The sequence below is a fragment of the Ruegeria sp. H4 genome (assembly GCF_056533065.1).
In genome coordinates this window covers 883902-902908 of the sequence record NZ_JBQFOC010000002.1, presented here as the reverse complement: position 1 = coordinate 902908, position 19007 = coordinate 883902, and the positions used below count along the sequence as shown (strand labels likewise).

19 protein-coding genes are annotated in these 19007 nt (G+C 55.1%); 11 read left to right on the top strand and 8 right to left on the bottom strand.

The genetic code is table 11. From position 1 onward, the window contains the following. Positions 1-5: 5 nt before the first annotated feature. From ACR0KG_RS16050 to ACR0KG_RS16035, 4 genes are all read right to left on the bottom strand, one after another. On the bottom strand, positions 6-1739 hold the full coding sequence (locus tag ACR0KG_RS16050; protein ID WP_480827832.1) for an amidohydrolase: 1734 nt from the start codon (positions 1737-1739) through the stop codon (positions 6-8). 132 nt (positions 1740-1871) lie between these two features. After that, the gene (locus ACR0KG_RS16045) at positions 1872-2522 is read right to left on the bottom strand and encodes a hydrolase (RefSeq protein WP_475220598.1); all 651 of its coding nucleotides are present in this window, start codon (positions 2520-2522) and stop codon (positions 1872-1874) included. 31 nt (positions 2523-2553) lie between these two features. Continuing rightward, positions 2554-2808, bottom strand: a complete 255-nt coding sequence (locus ACR0KG_RS16040; protein WP_480827831.1) for a DUF1427 family protein — start codon at positions 2806-2808, stop codon at positions 2554-2556. After that, positions 2805-3566: a pirin family protein gene (locus ACR0KG_RS16035; protein ID WP_480827830.1), complete on the bottom strand. Its 762-nt coding sequence runs from the start codon at positions 3564-3566 to the stop codon at positions 2805-2807. The genes ACR0KG_RS16040 and ACR0KG_RS16035 overlap by 4 nt, the downstream gene beginning before the upstream one ends. A 114-nt stretch (positions 3567-3680) precedes the next feature. Here ACR0KG_RS16035 and ACR0KG_RS16030 point away from each other — a divergent pair, with 114 nt between their 5' ends. Beyond that, on the top strand, positions 3681-4655 hold the full coding sequence (locus ACR0KG_RS16030; protein ID WP_480551649.1) for a LysR family transcriptional regulator: 975 nt from the start codon (positions 3681-3683) through the stop codon (positions 4653-4655). Here ACR0KG_RS16030 and ACR0KG_RS16025 read toward each other — a convergent pair. After that, on the bottom strand, positions 4617-5237 hold the full coding sequence (locus tag ACR0KG_RS16025; protein WP_480540348.1) for an alpha/beta hydrolase: 621 nt from the start codon (positions 5235-5237) through the stop codon (positions 4617-4619). The two genes, ACR0KG_RS16030 and ACR0KG_RS16025, sit on opposite strands and share 39 nt — an antisense overlap. A 14-nt stretch (positions 5238-5251) precedes the next feature. Then, positions 5252-6187 carry a VOC family protein gene (locus ACR0KG_RS16020; RefSeq protein WP_480551651.1) on the bottom strand — a complete coding sequence of 312 codons (936 nt, stop codon included), beginning with the start codon at positions 6185-6187 and terminating at the stop codon, positions 5252-5254. Positions 6188-6300: 113 nt separating this feature from the next. Between ACR0KG_RS16020 and ACR0KG_RS16015 the strand changes: the two genes are divergently transcribed. The 8 genes from ACR0KG_RS16015 (at position 6301) to ACR0KG_RS15980 (ending at position 14015) form a co-directional block, all read left to right on the top strand. Next, positions 6301-7212, top strand: coding sequence for a LysR family transcriptional regulator (locus ACR0KG_RS16015; RefSeq protein WP_480827829.1), 912 nt, complete (start codon positions 6301-6303; stop codon positions 7210-7212). A gap of 547 nt (positions 7213-7759) precedes the next feature. Then, positions 7760-7984 (top strand): hypothetical protein, encoded by a 225-nt coding sequence (locus ACR0KG_RS16010; RefSeq protein ID WP_480540354.1) that lies wholly within the window; start codon positions 7760-7762, stop codon positions 7982-7984. After that, positions 7962-8240 carry a hypothetical protein gene (locus ACR0KG_RS16005; RefSeq protein ID WP_480540356.1) on the top strand — a complete coding sequence of 93 codons (279 nt, stop codon included), beginning with the start codon at positions 7962-7964 and terminating at the stop codon, positions 8238-8240. The genes ACR0KG_RS16010 and ACR0KG_RS16005 overlap by 23 nt, the downstream gene beginning before the upstream one ends. Before the next feature lie 240 nt (positions 8241-8480). After that, entirely contained in the window at positions 8481-9572 is a 1092-nt protein-coding gene (locus ACR0KG_RS16000; protein WP_480551655.1) for a tyrosine-type recombinase/integrase, read from the top strand. A 466-nt stretch (positions 9573-10038) separates the two neighbouring features. Next, on the top strand, positions 10039-10728 hold the full coding sequence (locus tag ACR0KG_RS15995) for a hypothetical protein (protein WP_480827828.1): 690 nt from the start codon (positions 10039-10041) through the stop codon (positions 10726-10728). Between the two features lie 243 nt (positions 10729-10971). After that, complete coding sequence (locus ACR0KG_RS15990) at positions 10972-11625, top strand: helix-turn-helix domain-containing protein (RefSeq protein ID WP_480544796.1); 654 nt, start codon at positions 10972-10974, stop codon at positions 11623-11625. A gap of 411 nt (positions 11626-12036) precedes the next feature. Next, positions 12037-13707: a CdiA C-terminal domain-containing protein gene (locus ACR0KG_RS15985; RefSeq protein ID WP_480827827.1), complete on the top strand. Its 1671-nt coding sequence runs from the start codon at positions 12037-12039 to the stop codon at positions 13705-13707. Further along, on the top strand, positions 13707-14015 hold the full coding sequence (locus ACR0KG_RS15980) for a hypothetical protein (RefSeq protein ID WP_480545173.1): 309 nt from the start codon (positions 13707-13709) through the stop codon (positions 14013-14015). Before ACR0KG_RS15985 ends, ACR0KG_RS15980 begins: the two co-directional genes overlap by 1 nt. Before the next feature lie 344 nt (positions 14016-14359). Here the strand turns inward: ACR0KG_RS15980 and ACR0KG_RS15975 are convergent, their stop codons facing one another. Further along, on the bottom strand, positions 14360-15379 hold the full coding sequence (locus tag ACR0KG_RS15975) for an IS110 family RNA-guided transposase (RefSeq protein WP_480827826.1): 1020 nt from the start codon (positions 15377-15379) through the stop codon (positions 14360-14362). Positions 15380-15671: 292 nt separating this feature from the next. On the opposite strand from ACR0KG_RS15975, the gene ACR0KG_RS15970 reads away from it, so the two are divergent. Further along, the gene (locus ACR0KG_RS15970; RefSeq protein WP_480550189.1) at positions 15672-16856 is read left to right on the top strand and encodes an MFS transporter; all 1185 of its coding nucleotides are present in this window, start codon (positions 15672-15674) and stop codon (positions 16854-16856) included. A 17-nt stretch (positions 16857-16873) separates the two neighbouring features. Next, positions 16874-17503: a LysE family translocator gene (locus ACR0KG_RS15965; protein WP_480550191.1), complete on the top strand. Its 630-nt coding sequence runs from the start codon at positions 16874-16876 to the stop codon at positions 17501-17503. Positions 17504-17952: 449 nt separating this feature from the next. Here ACR0KG_RS15965 and ACR0KG_RS15960 read toward each other — a convergent pair whose 3' ends face one another. Then, positions 17953-18984, bottom strand: coding sequence for a LacI family DNA-binding transcriptional regulator (locus tag ACR0KG_RS15960; protein ID WP_480827825.1), 1032 nt, complete (start codon positions 18982-18984; stop codon positions 17953-17955). Positions 18985-19007 lie beyond the last annotated feature (23 nt).

Here is a 19007-nt window from a genome sequence, read left to right as displayed (position 1 = left end):
TGCCGCTATTCAGCGGCAAGGCTGCCTTGGCTTTGCGTCATAGCACCGGGTGCACCGAAAATCGGAACGGGTGACCAATCTGGAAGCTCTGGCAGCGGGGCCGGCGCATGCGCCGCAAAACGGGCCTTGGCATGCACGATCTTGCCGCCTGTAAGTGTCAGGTCGGCCTCGATCTCGGTGATCTCATCCTCGGCGATCGAGAAATAATCCCGGTCGAGCACGGCGATATCCGCCCATTGCCCTGCCTTGATCTGACCTTTCTTGTCCGCTTCCCGGCTGAACCAAGCCCCGGCGGCGGTCCAATGACGCAGCGCGTCGTGGCGATCCAAACGGTTCGCCGCACTCCAGATGACGTCTCCGCCACGACCCTTGCCAGAAACGGCCCAATGAATAGCCAACCACGGATTGTACGACGACACCCGCGTCGCATCCGTACCAGCAGCCAGAGGCACACCCGAGGCCATCATCTTCTTGACCGGCATGACCTCGCGCAGGGCGTCTTCACCATAGCGATCACGATAGGCTGTGGTCTGAAACGCGATGCGGTTCTGATAGCTGATACCGCCGCCCAGGCGAGCAACCCATTCCATGGTGGATTCTGAGATCGTCTCACCGTGATCGAAGATCCAGTTCAACTCTTCCAACCCCTTGTCGCGCCCGACCTCTTCAATAAGGCTCAGCAACCGGTGTGCGCTTTCCTCGTAGGTACAATGGAAACGGATCGGCCAGCGGTTTTCGAACAGGAACTCGAGTACTGGCCTGAGGTCCCCTTCCATTCGCTTGGGCAGATCGGGGCGCGGGTAGCTGAAATCTTCGAAATCATAAGCTGAGGCAACCAGCATCTCGCCCGCGCCCACACATTTCAGGTAGTCGTTGCCTTCGTCTGGCTTGACGATGTCATTCCAGCGTTTGAAATCGTCCAGCTCAAACATCGGACGCTGCGCAAAAAGCTGATAGCCGATGCGCACGGTTTGCTCGCCGCGTTTGTTCAACTCGGTGATGACGCCGTAATCATCTGGATAGTTCAGGAACCCACCCGCGCAATCCAAAGCCGAGGTCAATCCAAGACCATTCAGCGCCTTGAAATAGTGCTTGGTCGAGGTGACCTGCTGTTCGAAGTCCAGCTTCGGCGCCATGTCCAACAATGCGTAAAGCGGTTGCGCATTCGGGCGCGCCATCGCAAGACCTGTCGGGTTGCCTTGGTTGTCCCGCTCGAGACGGCCCGAGACAAAGGGTTCGTAGAAATGTTTGTCGATGCCGATTGCACGCAGGGCGGCTTTGTTCAGCCACGCCCGATCATAAAGATGCAACACGTAGACAGGCACATCCGGTGCGACCGTATTGATCTCATCAATTGTCGGCAGGCGCTTTTCGGCGAATTGATCGACGGACCAACCGCCAACCACGCGGATCCATTGCCCGGCAGGCGTACGCTCTGCCTGAGCCTTTAGCATTCGCAGACCGTCAGCTAGCGACGGAACGTGGTCCCAACGCAGTTCCATGGCGAAGTTGTTGCCTTGTCGGATGATGTGCGTATGGCTGTCGATCAAACCGGGAACTACACGCTGACCGCCCAGATCAATGGTCTCGGTTTCGAGGCCCGCAAGCCCAAGCATGTCCTTGTCCGTTCCAACGGCGGTGATCTGATCCCTTGAAATCGCCACGGCCGTTGCTTCGGGCCTGTCGGGATCCATTGTCGTGATCTTGCCGTTGAAGAGTATCTTGTCTGGGGCGGCCATGGTGCAGATCCTTTGGCAAAGCGGGAGTGGTCTGCGCCCACCGGAGGGGCACAGATTGAGGGAGGTTTGGAAAGTCTCCCGCTCGGTTTCATGGGGAGGGATGAAGGGACCGAGCGGGCGTGGCGCGGCAGATTATTCTGCAGCGATACCTGCTTCCGAGGCGTGCTCACCTAAAGCCCACTTCGAGAAGCGAACCTGGATACCGTATGGCGTATGCGTTTTCAGGATATCCATGACGCCATCGTAGGTTTCGCCGCGTGCCCAGTCTTGCTGAAGCTCGAAGACGAACTGTAGCGCGTTCATCGGAACCGCCCCCGCCTGAACCAGACGATCCATTGCGCGCTCGTGGGCCTCGGGAGTGACGTCGCCGCACGCATCAGCCGGGATATAGACTTCATAGCCTTCACGCAGCAGGTCGAGCGTTGGGAACATGACACAGGCCTCGGTCCACAGACCTGCCAGCACGATCTTTTTGCGACCGGTTGCAGCAACTGCCTTGCGGAAATTCTCATCAACCCAAGAGTTGATCGATGTCCGGTCAATCACTTCCTGATCCGGATACAGATCGGTCACTTCAGGCATGAACGGGCCCGAGAAGCTGTCTTTCGCCACGGTTGAGATCACGGTCGGCAAACCGAACAGTTTCGCGCCTTTGGCAAGGATTTGAACGTTGTGCATCACCGACAGGCGATCATGGCTTTCGACGCCCTGGAACATCGCGGGCTGAAAGTCGATCAGCACAAGGGCCGCGTTCTCAGGTGTGATCATCTCGTGTTTCGACATTTGACTTCTCCGTTGTTGAGTTTTGATGGGGTTAAAGGGTTTCGGGTTTGGTGGGTTGGGTCGTCTCTTCCGCCTGCGTTACGGCGAAAGACTTCAGATGCAGGGCCTGTGACACAGCGTCGGAATGACCCCGAATCCATTGCACTGCAGCTTCTCCGGCGAGCATGCCCAAGAGACCCAACAGGGCGATGATTGGCGGGGCGGGACTGCGGACTGCGATCAGGCCATAGATGACCCCAATCCCGAGGCCCGCTGCGAGCGATATGAGATATGGTTGCCAAGTCACGTCGGGTCTCCTTGCAATTCTGTTTCGATTGATCTGGCTTTGAGGGTTTTGGGTTCTTTCCTTGCCGAGGGGGTTGGCATATCGAAAACCAGCGCAGCCCCGTCGGTGTGCCACCGCAAAGTGAACTGTTCGGATCGCGGAACCTGTAGTCCGTCACCCGCGCTCAGACATTCGTGCTCGGCATTGGCAAGGCCATCCAGCAGATGAACGAAGCGGTCACTTTCGCCATTTGCAGAAAGCGCAAGTTCTTGTCCTTCGGTGAACCGACGAAGCGTCAGTCGCGCCCTTGATCTCAACGGGATCACGGGGTGCAATGAGGCGGGTCCAGCGAGCAGGACATCCCCTTTGTTCGGAACCGAGGCTTGTGTGTATGCAGGCTGACCACCCACCTGATCCGGGATCAGCCAGATTTGCAGGAATTTTGCGGGCTCCGATGTGGATCCGTTGTATTCGGAATGACGCACACCGGTGCCTGCAGACATTCCCTGCACTTCGCCTGCGCTGATACTGGTGACATTGCCCTGATCATCCTCGTGGCGCAGTTGCCCATCCAGAACCAGTGTAATGATATCCATATCCGCATGGTCATGCGCAGCAAAACCACCACCCGGGATCAGGCTGTCTTCGTTGATCACGCGCAGATTGGCGAACCCCATGCGCGACGGGTCTTGGAACTGGCCGAACGAAAACGTGTGATAGCTGTCCAGCCATCCGTTTTGCGTGCGTCCCCGCGATGCTTTTTCGTGGATCTTGATCATATCACTCAGTTCCAAGTTCTGTTGTTCTTCGATGTGGGGCGTAAATTTGATCTCGACAAAGTAGAAGTTCTGCGGTTATGCATTAGATAGGCTAAACTGTTTTTCTAAGCTGACATGCCGCTGTCCCGATTGCCTTCCTTGCTAAGTTTGCGCGCCTTTGAGGCCGCGGCGCGACGCGGCTCGATCAAGGAAGCGGCCTATGAGCTTTCGGTGACACCAGGTGCGGTTAGCCAACAGATCAAGGCGCTGGAGGCCGACCTTGGGGTGGCTTTGTTTGTGCGAAAGACCCGCGCGATCCATCTGACACCGGAAGGGCAACGCTTGCAGCCAACGATCAGCGAAGCGTTCTTGCAGATCCGTCAGGTTGTCGATGAGGTCCGACCCAAGAAGACGCCCAAACTGCGCATCAGTTCCAGCAATGCGCTGATCAGCAAGTGGCTTTTGCCGAGGCTGCACAAGTTCACCAAGAACCACCCCGACGTTCAGGTCCACATTGAGTCTGAAAACCCTGCGGACCACAAAACCCACGCGACCGCCGATATCGAAATTCGATACAGCAGTGAACCGCCTGAGGACCGGTATACAGAGTTGCTTCACCACGAGTTGATGCTGGTGGTCGCCAGCCCTGGTGTGCTGGATACGTTCGACATAAAGTCCCCTGACGACATCAAGGCCGCGCATGTTCTTTATGATACAACGCCGATGCTGGACGGGTCGGTTCCCAGTTGGGTTCTTTGGAGCCAACACGCCGGGCGTCCGAATGCGGTTGATCCTTCGAAAGCCATGCGGTTCGAAAGACCTCCGGGTGGCCAGATTGTGGACGCGGCGATTGCAGGCGCGGGTGTCGCGCTCTGCGGGTCGCTGCTGGCGTATTCCGCACTTTCGGATGGACGGCTTGTTTGCCCGTTCGGCCCGGTGGTGGAAACCGGGTTCAGCTATTTCATATGTTGCCACCCGCGCCGGGAACGTGAAGAGCATGTTCATGAGTTCATGTCCTGGGCGCGCAAAGAAGCCGCCGTCTTGTCTACGTTGAATGCAATGCGTGAACCTTCACCCGGCGCCGACATCCCCGTTGAAGTGGGAGGCTAGCGCCGTCAGTTCAGAGTTTCGCAGCTCGTGCCCGCCTTCATGGACGTCCGAAGTGACATCGGCACCATGTTCAGAAAGCCAACTGATCAGGCGTTCCGTCATCGGCCATGGCGTGATTGGGTCGCGTCGCCCGGCGGTCACAAGAACCTTTCGTCCCATCATCTTAGGATTTGCGTTCGGTTCCCACGTGACCATCGGATGCAAAAGGCCGACCCGCTCGAACAGGTCCGGGCGTTTTAGAAAGACCGCCGCCAGGATGTTCGCCCCGTTCGAATAGCCGAAGCCATAGACCAGATGACCGGGATGCGATGCGCGATGGGCTTCGATGAACGCAATCATCTTGTCCGTCGCACGGGCAAGGTCCTCCATGTCATACACACCCTCGGCTGTGCGGCGGAAGAATCGAGCGGCCCCCATCTCAGAGACATCGCCGCGCGGTGATACGATCCCGGCGCCAGCGACAAGAGTGCTGGCCAGTTCAACAAGCTGATGCTCATCCCCTCCGGTGCCATGAAAGGCAAAAACCAGCGGACGGGCGGGTTGCGGCGCATGCACAAGCGCCTGATAGAGATCTTTGGACATTTCAACCTCTGAAATCATGATGCAAGTGGGGGCAGGAGACTTTCGATCTTGCTGCGATGTGGCTCGTATCGAGTGGGCAGCTTGAGCGCCTCACCCAGATGGGCCGTGTCTTCATCGCGGTCGAAACCGGGCTCGTTCGTCGCGATCTCAAACAGCACCCCACCCGGCGTGCGGAAATAGATCGCCCAGAAATAGTCACGGTCGATGACCGGCGTGACCTGATAGCCTGTATCCATCAAGGCCTGCCGAACTCGCAGTTGCGCGGCGCGGTCCTCGACGGCAAAAGCGATATGATGAACGGACCCAGCGCCCTGACCAGCGGTCGGGGTACTTGACGATAGCTGCTGCAGATCGATCGTGTCCGCAGCATTGCCCCCTTCGATCACATAGCGAGTGACGTCACCTTCAGTTTCAGCCTTCTGGTATCCCATGAAGGTCAGCAGTTCACCCGTCGCATCAACATCCTTCAGAGCGAACCGCGCGCCCCGGAACCCAAGAATCGCGGCCTCATCGGGAACACCGCCCTGAGTCCAGGCTGTCCGGCCTCGCGCATCAGACTCGACCAATGCAAAGCTGTCACCATCGGGACCGTCAAAGGACAGACGCTTTTCTCCGAAGACTGTGCCATCGGCCAGCCCAGTCACGCCCTCAGATGCAAGACGTTGTTTCCAGAATTCGACACCGCCTGTAGGGATGGCAAACTCGGTCACACCTACCTCACCGGCCCCTCTGCGTCCCTTTGGCATCTGACCAAAAGGAAAATAGGTCATGACCGAGCCCGGTGTTCCAACCTCGTCCCCGTAATAGAGGTGATACACCTCAGGCGCATCGAAATTGACCGTCTTTTTCACTCGGCGCATGCCAAGTGTGTTGGTGAAAAAAGCGTTGTTGGCGCTGGCGTCTGCGGCCATCGATGTGACGTGGTGCAGCCCTTTGATATCTTTGATCATGTTCCGCTCCTGGGCGAGTGTTCAACTTGCATCAAAGATGGCGCATCTATTATTAAAGTTAATAGATAAGTATGTGGCTTTATTATTGTCGAAAACGGAATTATTAAGCTGACATGATCGAGCTTAAGCCCATCCGCGTTCTGCGCGCCGTATCAGACCTGAAAAGCTTTTCCCTAGCAGCGCGCGAACTGGGCATCGCGCCGGCATCAGCAACACGCATAATAGCGCAGCTTGAGAGAGACCTTGGCACACAGCTTCTGGTGCGTACGACTAGGCAAGTCTCACTAACAAGCGCCGGAGCAACTGTCCTGGCGCAGTACAGACCGCTATTGGAGGGGTTTGAAAAGGTCACACGAAATCTTCAAAGGGCCAATCAACCTTACAAGGGCCATCTGCGTCTGACCGCGCCTGTATCACTAGGCGTCACGTTGCTGCCGCAAGTGATCTCGGGGTTTCGTCTCGCCTATCCGAATATTTCAGTCGAAATCAACTTCACCGATACCCTGCTCGATGTGATCGAGGAAAACTGCGACCTCGCTGTACGTGTATCGGGCCCGCCGACCGACAAATCGACAATTTGGCGCAAACTGTGCGAAGTTCCGCGGCATATGATTGCTGCGCCGTCTCTGTTTGAACGCATACCCCGGCCTGATCATCCGCGCGATCTGAACCCAGACTTTCTGATGTCTTACAGCGCGCAAGGCCGCTCGGAAACTTGGGACTTCTCAAATGCAGGTAGCAACGTTTCAATTCAAGCAGGCCAAAAGATAATCTCCAACAATGGAGACTTTCTCTACGCTCTTGCGGTCGCGGGAGACGGCATTTGTGTTCTACCGGATTTCATTACTGACAAGGGATTGGCCAGCGGGCAAGTCGAGCAGGTGATGCCAAGCTGGTCTATTACGTCGTTATGGTTGACGTTGTACTACCCCCCGTACGAACAACTCCCACCGATCGTCGGAACGTTTGCCGAGTACTTTGAAGCGTTTGTGCAGAACCATCCGAATCTGGAAGCAAACGTTTAAGCTATTCGGGCGGCAAATCAGCCGTGATTTTCTGGAAGTAAGTCAGATTGAACGGCACTGTTTACAGGAGCATGAAATGGGTTTGCTTACGATAGAGCGCTTAATGCGGCAGTCAGCTTTCGCGCAAATTGAAAGCTCTGCGCTTGGTTTCGTCTTCTTGTCTACCAACTTCTGCTTTCGGATGCTGCTGTGCAGCTCCGCTGACAGCGTTTAACTTCCGCTCTGGGCCGGTTTGATCTGGAAACTTACGGTTGGGTTTCAGTGTTGAGCGGCCGAGCTTTCTGCTTCAATTGGCATTCGTGAAACCTTTTTGAAATAGCCGATCTCGGACTGAGGCGCAGAACCGAAATTGGGCCCGCGCGAATTGCGATTTTCAGCTCCAAATGCAATGGAAACTGCGAAGAGCGCTCAAATTCGTTGACAGATAAGTTTATATAGCCTCTGCTTAGGTTTCTTGAGATCTTATTTTTGTGAGCCGGCTTCTGCATGGCGAAGAGGTTCTTGTGAATTTATTTGGGCTTATAAACGACCTCATCATCCCGAAGAATTGACCAAGAACTATATTGAGGAACGCGGAAAACTGGCTCTGTCCCGTGCGCTCAGCATTGGCAGGGTGATCGGCTTTGTCGCATCGGGTGCCTCAGTGGGTTATGGCCAGCCAAGCTGGAGGGGGCTGGCTTTAAAGGCATATGACGAGGCCAAAAAGCTCAGCAAATCGGCACGCAATGTCGGGGCCAGCAAAAACCGCGATGGACCGGCTGCTCAAACTTAAGGCGACCGGCAAGCTCACTGATGACATCGTGCATGCTCTTGGTCTCGCAGAGCGGGTCGCGATCGACACTGGGAAAGAGCTAGAGTTTCGGCGTGAGATTGCGAGTTTTTTCGCCGCAAACCGCAGCTCGCAGCGCGATGTCAAGAAAGAGGAGAAGCATCGCAAGTCCGAACCGCTGCGCAGGATCATCATGGATTTGCGCATCTCGCGACTTTTGACGCTTAATTATGACAGTGAGATCGAAGATGAGACGTAGTACAGATTGTTGCAGTCTCTTGAGCGGTTCCACTTGACCTCCAAATTCACATGAAATAGGTGATGCTTTACTTGAGCGGGCGTTGTGTAGTGGTAAGACCTTAGCCTTCCAAGCAATGATGATCAATTTCACTGAGTATCGTGTAGTTGCTATATCTTTCATTTAGTTCAATAATATGTTGCATCACGTATCATGTGGTAACAGCTCGTATCTTACCATTTCCGACAAAAAGCCGATAAAATGCCAAAGCTCACAGAGACGTTCGCGCGCAAGGTTCCGCAGACAAAACAGGGTACCGCCAAGCACTGGGATGGCGAGATAAAGGGGCTAGTTCTCTTCGTCGGGAAACAGTCAAAGACCTGGTACTTTCAGAAAGATGTTGGGGGTCAAACGCGGCGGGTGTTGATCGGGCGCTACCCGATGATTTCCGCAGATACTGCACGCCAGACAGCACTGGGATATGCGCTGGACTGGGGCAGGGGGGCCGGTAAGCGTATTCAGATCGGAGCGCCGACGCTTGAGACAGCCATGGAAACCTATCTGGCCCGTCCCAAGCTTCGGTCTGAGGCCCACCGGTCAGGTGTGCGCCAGCAGTTTGAGCTGCATTTAAAAGATTGGCTGCGCCTACCGCTGGATGAGATCACCAAGTCGATGGTGGTAGAGCGTCACAGATCCATGGCAGCAACGCCATCTTCGGCAAATCATACGCTGAAATACTTTCGGACCGTCTGGAACCATGCGCGTCGTATTCACGATTTGCCGGAAAGCCCGACGATGGCCATCGAATGGTATGAAGAAAAGCCAGAAGGGGCGATCATCGAAGATCTACGCCTCTGGCGTCAAACAGTGGACGATCTTTACAACCCCATTCACAAAGTCTTCTACGAGCTGCTTTTGTTCACAGGCTTTCGCAAGACCGAGGCGTTGACGTTGGAATGGAAGCAGATCCAAGAAGATCACATCCATTTGCCGATAACCAAGAATGGACGCAGCTTTGATCTTCCCATCTCACAGGTGCATCACGAGATACTGGCTCCCGTGCGAGGCCTGCATCGGCAATGGGTGTTTCCGTCACCCAAATCACCTACGGGTTATCTGAAGGGACCTGAGCGTATGCAATGGTCCAGCCACGCCCATCGTCGAACCTTTGCAACAGTCGCAATGGAGGCCGGGATACTCGAAGAGATTGTTGGCCGTTTGCTGAACCACACACCACTTTCGATCACCGGACAGCGCTATGTGAAACCATCCCTCGACGCGCTCAGACCCGCAATGGAAACTGTGTGCGACGAGCTGAGCGTTCGCAGCGAGCGTGATCGGACAGCTATTTGATTGCCAAGGGGAGGTCACTTCCGTGTCACAGGGTAGAAAGATCGACCCAATGAAACCGTTGCGAGCGGACCTGGACGGGAAGCCAAATCGCAAACGAGGCCCGTTTGATAAGATCTTACGGGACTATGCAGCATGTGCGTTGGATAATCCGAAGATCGATCTTGCGGTCTTTCAAGACGTCATACGCAGGATCTGTCCGAATGGGCGTTTGGCGTCAGCGTTGGATGACCAGAGCTTGCAGTGGCATAGAGGTCTTGCCTCTCTGTGTCGCCCTGAGATTGAAGGCCAAGTTGGTGCAGCAGCAAAGCTCCACCAGGAGCACACTCAGCGGCTGTTTCTCAAATGGCGCGAGAAGGACTGCAGCTTCGAAGGCCGATACGACTCGCCTCCCGAACCCGGAAGCAAACGGCCAGCAAATCGCGGTGCGCATTTATGCCCGGGTCTGCCTATCCCATATCGAGAGTTCTTGAGCGAGGCCTATCTGTCGCAAGTCCTGCGGCCTTATGCGAGCGCAGAGTACGAATGTCGCCAGATATTTTGGAGCCATTTGCAGGACGGGCACGCGCATGGTCATTGGATTGGGTTTATGCCAACAGATGTTGGCGTATATCTTCCGATGATGCCCGGCACGGGGTTTGGAGCTGGAGGTCACTATGAAATCGACAGGGCGACCTATCTTCACAGCTTCGAAAAAGCAGAAAGTGAGCTCGGACTAGAAAACTACCCACATTCTGATCCATATCCGGGCCAGGGCACCTGGATGTTCATCGGCGCTGAGCAGGTACCGAGTGTCACTGAAAGCGCCAATAGCGGGTCTCGGGATATCAATCAGGCAAAGACTGAGATGGGTGTTTTGCTGTCGAACAACAACAATCTACCTTACAAGCGCGAGCGTGGGTTCGGGCGTGCCGATGAGAAATTCATTCTAATTGGCGTCGAACTTTGTCTTTCTGATCTAGCGCTTTCGATGAATCGAGCGGCTGAGAAGGTGGCGGCAAAACACGACAATGAGATCAAAGGGCATAGCTCCGAGGCCAAGGTTGTGCGTTTGAGAAAAGGAATCTCTTCTGCACTGAAACAGAAAGGTAAATGGGCGAAAAACGAAGAGCTGTCCAAACTGCTCCAAAAGTATCCAAACCAATCCAATGCGCCGTAAGCTGGGTTGTGTGATGCTCCAGGCAATGGGATCGCTATTGGAGCAGTTACATGAAACCTTATGATGAAAGACTTCTGTCGAGAGCAGAAGTTGAAGAGCGTTTTGGGATATCTAAACGATTTTTGGAGCTGAGTGCGCTTCGGGGTAGTGGGCCGCGTTTTGTGCGTGTTGGCCGCCTGGTCCGATACAAGCTCGCGGACATCCATTCCTGGATTGAAGAGAACAGGGTGTAGGTGGGTGCAGATGGAAAAGCCCAAGAATACCCCTGCGTTTGGCAAGTTGCGATTCGAATGGAAAAGGCGGGTCAATGAAGATGCAAACCTGTCGCGTGGTGCAAAGCAAATGGCCACCTGTTTGTGTGATAGCTTTGTGAACAAGGAAACGGGGCGCTGTTGGCCGAAGAATGCAACACTCGCAAAGCGCCTGGGCGTCGATAAGAGAACCGTGCAGCGATACATCAAGATGCTGGAACAGGCAGGGTATCTACGCCGGGTCAAAGTTCGGAATGCCGACCGGGCGCACCAGATCTGCCTGCCCGACCTAAAGGGTGACAACAGGGGTGACAGCCTATCACCCCGAGAGGTGACATTGCTGTCGCGCAAGGGTGACATGGCTGTCACCCCCTATAAGAACCAAGGAAAGAACATAAAAGACAGCAGCCTGGTTGATCGGTCGATGTCATGCCACCTGATTTCCGATCTTGAGAGCGGTGCTCTGGCGAGTTGGAGGCTCTGGTTCGAAAACCACTGGCCGGGTGACGACGTCGAGCTTCTGCAATTGCTGAGAAGAGCTGGGAACTACCTATTGCCTTCGCGCTTTCCGAAAGACGAAGACACAGCTCGCTACCTCGCATTCTTCGAATGGGTCACGGCGACGAATGGTCAAGAGCTCGGCTAGGACAGGTTACACAGTTTCATCGCCTTTCTGTGCTGAAACCGAGAGGGGGGAGTGTCAAAAGTTGCGAGCTTTAAGCCAAGGGACCGGCGGGGGTAACCAGATTTTTTCGCGCGAAAGTTATAGGGGGGGGTGTCGAAGGAAAGGGCGGAAACCAGTCATTCTCTGCAACCGCGAGTTGGTCAGGGGAGTTCAGTGGAAGCCGACATTCGATTTGAGCTGAAACAGGGAAATTCTCTGCAACGCCGCATGGCGGCTCGGAGCCCGAAACGACGGATGCTGCGGACCGCATGAATGTCTGTTTAATGACGCGAGCGTGGAGATTCGCTTTCCTCAAGAGCGTTGCGAACGGTGATCTTAGGTTTTCTTCACCATTGGTGAATAGAACCTGTACCGCACCTGCTCGGAGGCTCCATGCAACACAGTTTCAGCGATTTCCTCAGACATGGCGGCGACGGCCAATATGTGCTCGCTCGGCGCGACGGCCGCATCGTTGGTCGCTGCGGGGGGCTATCGCTCAAATCGAGTTTCCCAAACTACTCTGCTTTACGAGCCGATTTGAACGAACGTCTCGACCAGGTGATTTCCGAAAACACTCGGACGCTTCTGAACGCCCTCACATCGCCTGACACAGTACCAACTGTGTCCGCATCCGATCTGAGGGACGTGTCAGACGCAAAGGCAGAAGCACTTAGCGCGTGGGATGCACGTCTAGAGAGTATTTTCAACGAATACCAAAATCATCCGCAACGATTTCGGCCATTGCGAACAGCAATGGAAGAACGTCTCGTGCGGGCATTTGCAGGACTAATCAACCAGCTCCGGCAGGAAAACCTCGGGATTGAGCAATATATCTGGCGCTCGCAAGATGATGCCAAGGTACGTGATAACCACGCTGCATATGATGACCGTGTTTTCCGATGGGACAATCCCCCAGAAGGCGGCCATCCGGGCGAGGCACATAATTGTCGGTGCTATGCCGAACCTGTTTTGCCGGGAGTACAGAGCAATGTGGTGCTTGCTGATTTTGCACCCGCTGCAAATGGTGTCCCTGCTCTCGACCCAACTGATGCGATACGCGGCTTGCGCGCTCTGACTGGCGTTGGCGCTGCGCTTCTTGCATCTGATGCCTTGCAAGACTGGACAGAAGCTATGCGTGATCGGCGTGTAGATGCGGCAGGGGCGCAACTCGGGGTCGATGTGGCAACTGTCGAAGGCCGCCTGGCTGCAACCGCATATGCCCTCGTGCAAGAAGGAATCAGTAGCGGCGGTTATCCAGTCTTACCCAAGAACCCCGAATTTGCGCGTATCGGCGCAGAGGCCACAGCGATTTACGAGTTGATGAATCCCGGCACCATTCTGGAAACAGGCATTGGCGGCGACCCCGCTAAGCAGCTCGATTTACAGGATTTTATTGAAGCCGCTGGCGAAGCATTTGCGCAAGGTGAATTAAGGCTTCAGGAAGGCGAATTAGCACAAGGCTGGGTCGAGGTGTTCCCCGAACTGACGGAAGATGAACGCCGCTTAGGGCAACTGCCAGGCTTCACTCCGGAACGGATCGAACAATGGCTTGAAACGTACCCGATTGAAGAGCTTGGTTTGCCTAATCACACCGGATCGCCGATCCCTGATGATCCGGCCGACAACATCATCTCTACTCCGATCCCTGCGGAAACAGGGCCGAACATTGTTGCGGTCAGGCCAGGTGATCCGACACCAATCAATCCCAATTCAGATGAGGCGACACAACGCGGGCATCAGCGAGAAAATGAGTCTGCCCAGATTTTGGGGCAAAATGGCTTTGACATCATTCAGAACCCGGCGGTCGACGGGCCAAAAAACCCTGATTATTTGATCAACGGAGAGATTTACGATCACTACGCGCCGTCGACGGACCGCGCGCGAAACATCTGGTCAGAAGTCAAAGACAAAATTGATGAGGGCCAGACTGCAAACATCGTCATCGGCCTTTATGATAGCAATGTAGATGAAGACGCCCTTAGACAGCAGTTTGAGAACTGGCCCATTGAAGGGCTTGGCGATGTGATTATCGTTCGCCGTAACGGAACCATTGGGAGGCTGTGATGGCAATTGAGTACACGATATATACCGATCTGGACATCGAAACGTTGAAGAGTCGTACCGAAGCTGCTGCCAAAGGCACGCAGGACCTTTGGGCGGGCTGGTGGGTTTATGATGATCTAGGGCCGTTTCACGAGGAAATCATGGAGGATTACGGTGACCAGAAAGGGTACAAAACAAAAATGAGATCGCGCCATTTCAAGGGCCGAGATATAGAAGCACGCGCCAGATTAATTGAGTTTTTTGACTCTTTGCCAGGAAGGAAACTCATTTTGAACGGCGACAGCTTCGTCGAATATCGGGAGAGCTAAGAGCAGCCATTGGTGAGGCCGCGGCAAAAGGCGGGTTTGTCCCGCAGACTGTGAGTTCACAATCGGATCGATTTTGCGCCCGCGGCGAACGGCATGTGTGGATAGCTCCCGCATAGCAAGACATTTTTGAAAGTAATTTCGCACTGGTCAGAAGCAGACGTGTGTCCGGCCTGTTTGCGCAGCACACGCGGCTGCTGGCCTTGATGGTTTCCGCGACCAAGTCCCATACGGGTATTGCGGACAACTAGTGTCCTTGCCGTTCGACGGGGTGTCTTGGCTGGCGGGCTGACTGTACTCCATCATTTCAAGGGTCTTGCTGTCTCGAGTATTCCCTTCTTGTTCTCTCAGATCGTGTGGGGACGGTAGTATTCGCTCTTGGTCAGCACAGCCCAGACGATCCGCGCCGTCTTATTGGCCATGGTAATTGTCGCCAAACGGGGAGGCTTGCGGGTGAGCAGGTCTATGGCCCATGGATCGACACGGTCGGGGTTCACCTTCATTTGCCGCAATCGCGCCGTCATACCGGTCACCAAGAGGCGCCGGATATATCGGTCGCCCATCTTCGTGATCCGCCCCAATCGTTCCTTACCACCACTGGATCGGTTGAGCGGCGTCAGACCAAGCCAGGCTGCAAACTGTCTGCCGTTCTTGAACTGCTTCGCGTCACCGACGGTTGCAACAATTGCCGATGCTGTCACGGGTCCAACTCCTGGGATCGTGCGCAGCAACATCACGCGCTTGTCCAGTTTCGAATGCAGGCGCATGCGCACCTCGTACCAACGGAGGCGGAGATGCATGGCAACGAGTTGATGACTCAGCTGCTTGAGAACATCCATCGCAATTTCAGGCAGGTCTGGTTTGTCTCCATCCAGCAGGCTCTTGGCATACTTCACGGCACTTCCTGTACCCTGCGCTATGATAATGCCAAACTCGACCAGCAGGCTGCGTAACATATTGCTGAGCTGTGTCCGTTGGCGGACTATCAGATCGCGAGCACGATGGAGGAATAGGACCGCTTGCTGCGCTTCCGATTTCGGCGCTACAAACCGCATTGTTGGGCGCGTCACTGCCTCGCAAACCGCCTCAGCATCAACCGCGTCAGATTTGCCGCGTTTCACATAAGGCTTCACGTAGTTGGCCGGGATCAGCCGAACATCATGGCCCAGCTTTGAGAGTTCTCGTGTCCAATGATGACTGGACCCGCATGCTTCCATCCCCACCAAACATGGCTCGAGTTCATCAAAGAAGGCGACAAGCTGGGCGCGCCGGATCGCTCGATTGAAAACGACGGTGCCATCCGCAGTGATCCCATGGACTTGAAAAACATGCTTGGCCAGATCGATGCCGACTGTTGTAACTTGCATTGGGTAGCTCCTTTCCTAGCAGTGATACACAACTGCAGTATGGCGCATTGCGACGCCGGTTGGAGCAGGAGCTATCCACCCCATCGGGTTCGACGGGCCGCGATGCAGCATCACCAATCACCGATGGAGGTCGGCTTTGGGCCGTTCACGAGGGGTATAAGGGCTAGGTTTCAACCGATGCTGCGTTGCCTCCGAGGCCGGTTGTTGAGCCCATACCGCCCATTTTGTTGCGTTGCCGCGATTGGCCGCTTAGTGAGATCGGAACAATCGTACTCATTGAAGCGAGTGGCCCTTGTCCCGGATATCTACTTTTTTCGTCTTTTTCCTCGCCGTGTTTCTCCAAGCAGGCGCATATGGATTGACCTTTTTGCTACCGCGGCTGTTTGACCGGTTTGGCGCGGATGAAAAAGCCGTTGGCGTCACGCTGACCGTCGCGACGATTTCCACGTTGATAACCGTCTACTATGCGGGCCATTTATCTGACTGGTTTGGTCGCGTGATGACATTGGCCGTCGCCTGTTTGTCCATTGCTGCGTCAATGGCTCTGTTCAGTGCTGCGACATCCATGGGTGCTTTGCCAATCGCCGCAAGTCTATTGTTGGGTGCAGGTTGGGGTCTGACTTATGCGTTGGTTCCGGTGGTCCTGACCCGGCTGGCCAAATCGGAAGAGCGTGTCCGCTATTTCGCAATCAATTCGGTCGTCTTGATGGCAGGGTTTGGGCTTTCGCCGGTCATGGCCGCACAAATTGAGAAATCGGGCGGTCTGATTACCCATTCGTTCATGATTGTCGCGATCTTGTCGCTCATCAGCGCTGTGTTGTTCTTCATTTTGGTCGCTCCAGTGGGCCGTCACGCCGTCAATCCGGGCCCCGAAGCAAGCTCACGGCTGAACCCTTCAAATGTGCGCCGCATTCTTCGCTCAAGAGCAGTTTTGCCTGTGATCATGGTCTTCATCGGGGCAAGTGTTTTTGCAGGGATGAGCAATTTTCAGACCGTCTTCGCGGATGCGCGGGGGCTGGACTACGCCGCCTTCTTCCTAATCTACACAATCACCGTCGTGATCTGCCGAATTGCCCTGGCGCGCTTCAAAGGTGGGGCCAATCCTTACCTGACAATCGCTGCGCTCCAATATGTCATGGCAGGCAGCGTTTTGCTGTTTATCTTCTCTGGCAATAGCGAAGTTAGCTATTGGCTTGTGGCGGCACTGTTCGGCATCGGATATGGCGCGTCCTATCCGATCCTCACAGCCATGGCCGCAAACGACGCTGAAAGCGCCCTGGTTCCGCAGACACTGCAACTATTTGCGTTGACCTATTTCGTGGGCATCTTTGGCTTCCCGCTTTTGGCAGGCTGGATGATCGTTGAACAAGGCATCGCAACTCTTCTGGTTGTGGTGTGCGTTTTGGCTGCGATAGAAGCGACAATGGCGCTGCGCAGGGCAGTTCAGAACCGAAGGACGCAACCTGAGCCGGCTTAGGAAAAGGAGACCAGCGTATGCCAATTGAAACTTGGACTTTGTATGTTTTGACAGTTCTGGCTTTGATGAGCACGCCTGGACCAAGCCAGTTGTTGATGCTTACCAACAGCGGCGTTCATGGTTTCCAACGTTCGTTGTCGACCGCCGCAGGCGACCTTTCAGCAAACGCCTTGCAGATGCTGGCGGCGGGTCTGGGGCTAGCCGCGATTATCGCGGCCTCTGCGACAGCCCTGACTGTTATCAAGTGGGCAGGGGTTGCGTATCTGATCTGGTTGGGTATCCGCATGATCCGACGCGCCAGACCGGATGAAACAGCCGAGCTTTCTGAACAGAAGAGAGCTTCGCTGCGAACCCTATGGCTCCAAGGCTTCCTGACGTCCGCTGCGAACCCTAAGGCCGTTGTTTTCTTCGCGGCGCTCTTCCCACAATTCATCACGAGCGACGCCGCTTTCTGGCCTCAGTTTCTGATATTGTCCGCAACTTACATCGTCATGGACGGGCTCTTCCTGTCTGCCTATGGCCTCGGGTCGAGTTGGATTGTCAAACGGTTCAAGGGCAGCGCACGGGTCTGGATCGAACGGATCGGCGGTGGCTTTATGATTGGCGCAGCGTTGCTACTCGGGTTGAAGTCAATCTCGCGCCAATAACCGAGAGAGGGCATTCGCCAGATAACCCGCAACGGCAGCTCCCTCCACATACGACCAGTTCACTGTCGGTTTAATTTTGCATTTGCAGCGAAAGTCCGGAATGACGGGCCGCACTGCAGCGGTGGCTTGTCAAGGAGAAGGGCCGGAAAGGGCCGCTTCGGAAGGGCGGGCATTGGGTTTATGGCGAGATGCTGCGATGTCCCTAACGACTGCCTAGAGCCCAAAGTGCAAAATGCTGCACATTGGTTGAGTGACTGTGAAGCGCAGATTGCTGACATGTTGGGTCTTGAAAGCAATCCAAAGCGATTACGCGAACCGACGGTGCATCGCTACAATCGCTTGCCACATGGTGGACATTCATGTGCTCGTCGACCGACGCCCTACAGTCTTCGACATCCAGTTTGCGCTTCGCCGTGGCCAACGCGTTTTGCGGAACTGACGTGCTAAATTCAGTATGACACTGCTTTGGTCGAGCTGCGCTCCATCAGCTTCGGCTCACAATGCCGGCTGCACCCAATCAATGGCGTCTGATCCACAATCGCTTTTGCCAAAACCTCACCTGCTTCCTGACCAATTCTTTTGGCAGGCAGTCTGACAGTCGTCAGGCCGGGTTCGATATCAGCGCTCCCTTTGAAGTCGCCGATGCCGACAACCGATATGTCATCAGGCACGCGCAAGCCTGCAGCTTTTGCACCGTAAAGCGCTCCGGTTGCGAGAATGTCATTTCCACAGATCAGCGCTGTGGGGCGATCAGTCTGCGAAAGCAGCTCCTGCGTGTCCCGCTTTGAGGCAGATATGCTGTAGACCGTAGTCAGGCTCCACGCGTCGGGCACCGTGACATTTGCCTGAGACAAGGTCTCCAACACGACCTCGCGCCGTGCCAGGGCACGGTCATTGCCTTCCGTGGGCGGGAACATGCAAGCGACCTTCGTGTGGCCGAGCGAGAGGATGTGTTCAGCAATCATCCTGCCCGCCAGTTCATTGTCGGCACCGATGCAGGGAAACGCTGCATCGGGCGCGTAGTTCCACATGGAAATACTGGGGATCCGCTGCTGTTCGAGCAGCTGGAACACGGCCTCATCATGATCAAGCCCAGTCAGGACGACGCCGTCGACCCGATGTTCAAGGAATTTGCGCAGGATCGCGTACTCACGTTGCAGGTCGTAGCCATGGGACGCCAAAAGGATTGTAAAGCCCAGCTTGTCGACCGTGTCTGAAAACGCCTGCACGACTTCGGCAAAGATCGCGTGATCCAATGTCGGTACAAGAACCCCGATGGTGCCTGACCGAATACCGTGGATCGTCTGGGCAGCGCGATTGCGGATGTATCCGGTTCTGCGGACAGCGGAATCGATACGTTTGCGGGTTGCTGGCTTAAGCAATTCTGGGTGGTTGAAATACCGCGAGACCGTCGAGGCGGACACCCTTGCAGCCTTTGCCACAGTCGTTATGTCCGCTTTTTTCTCATTTTTATCAGACATATAAATGCAGAATCCGGGAAGTT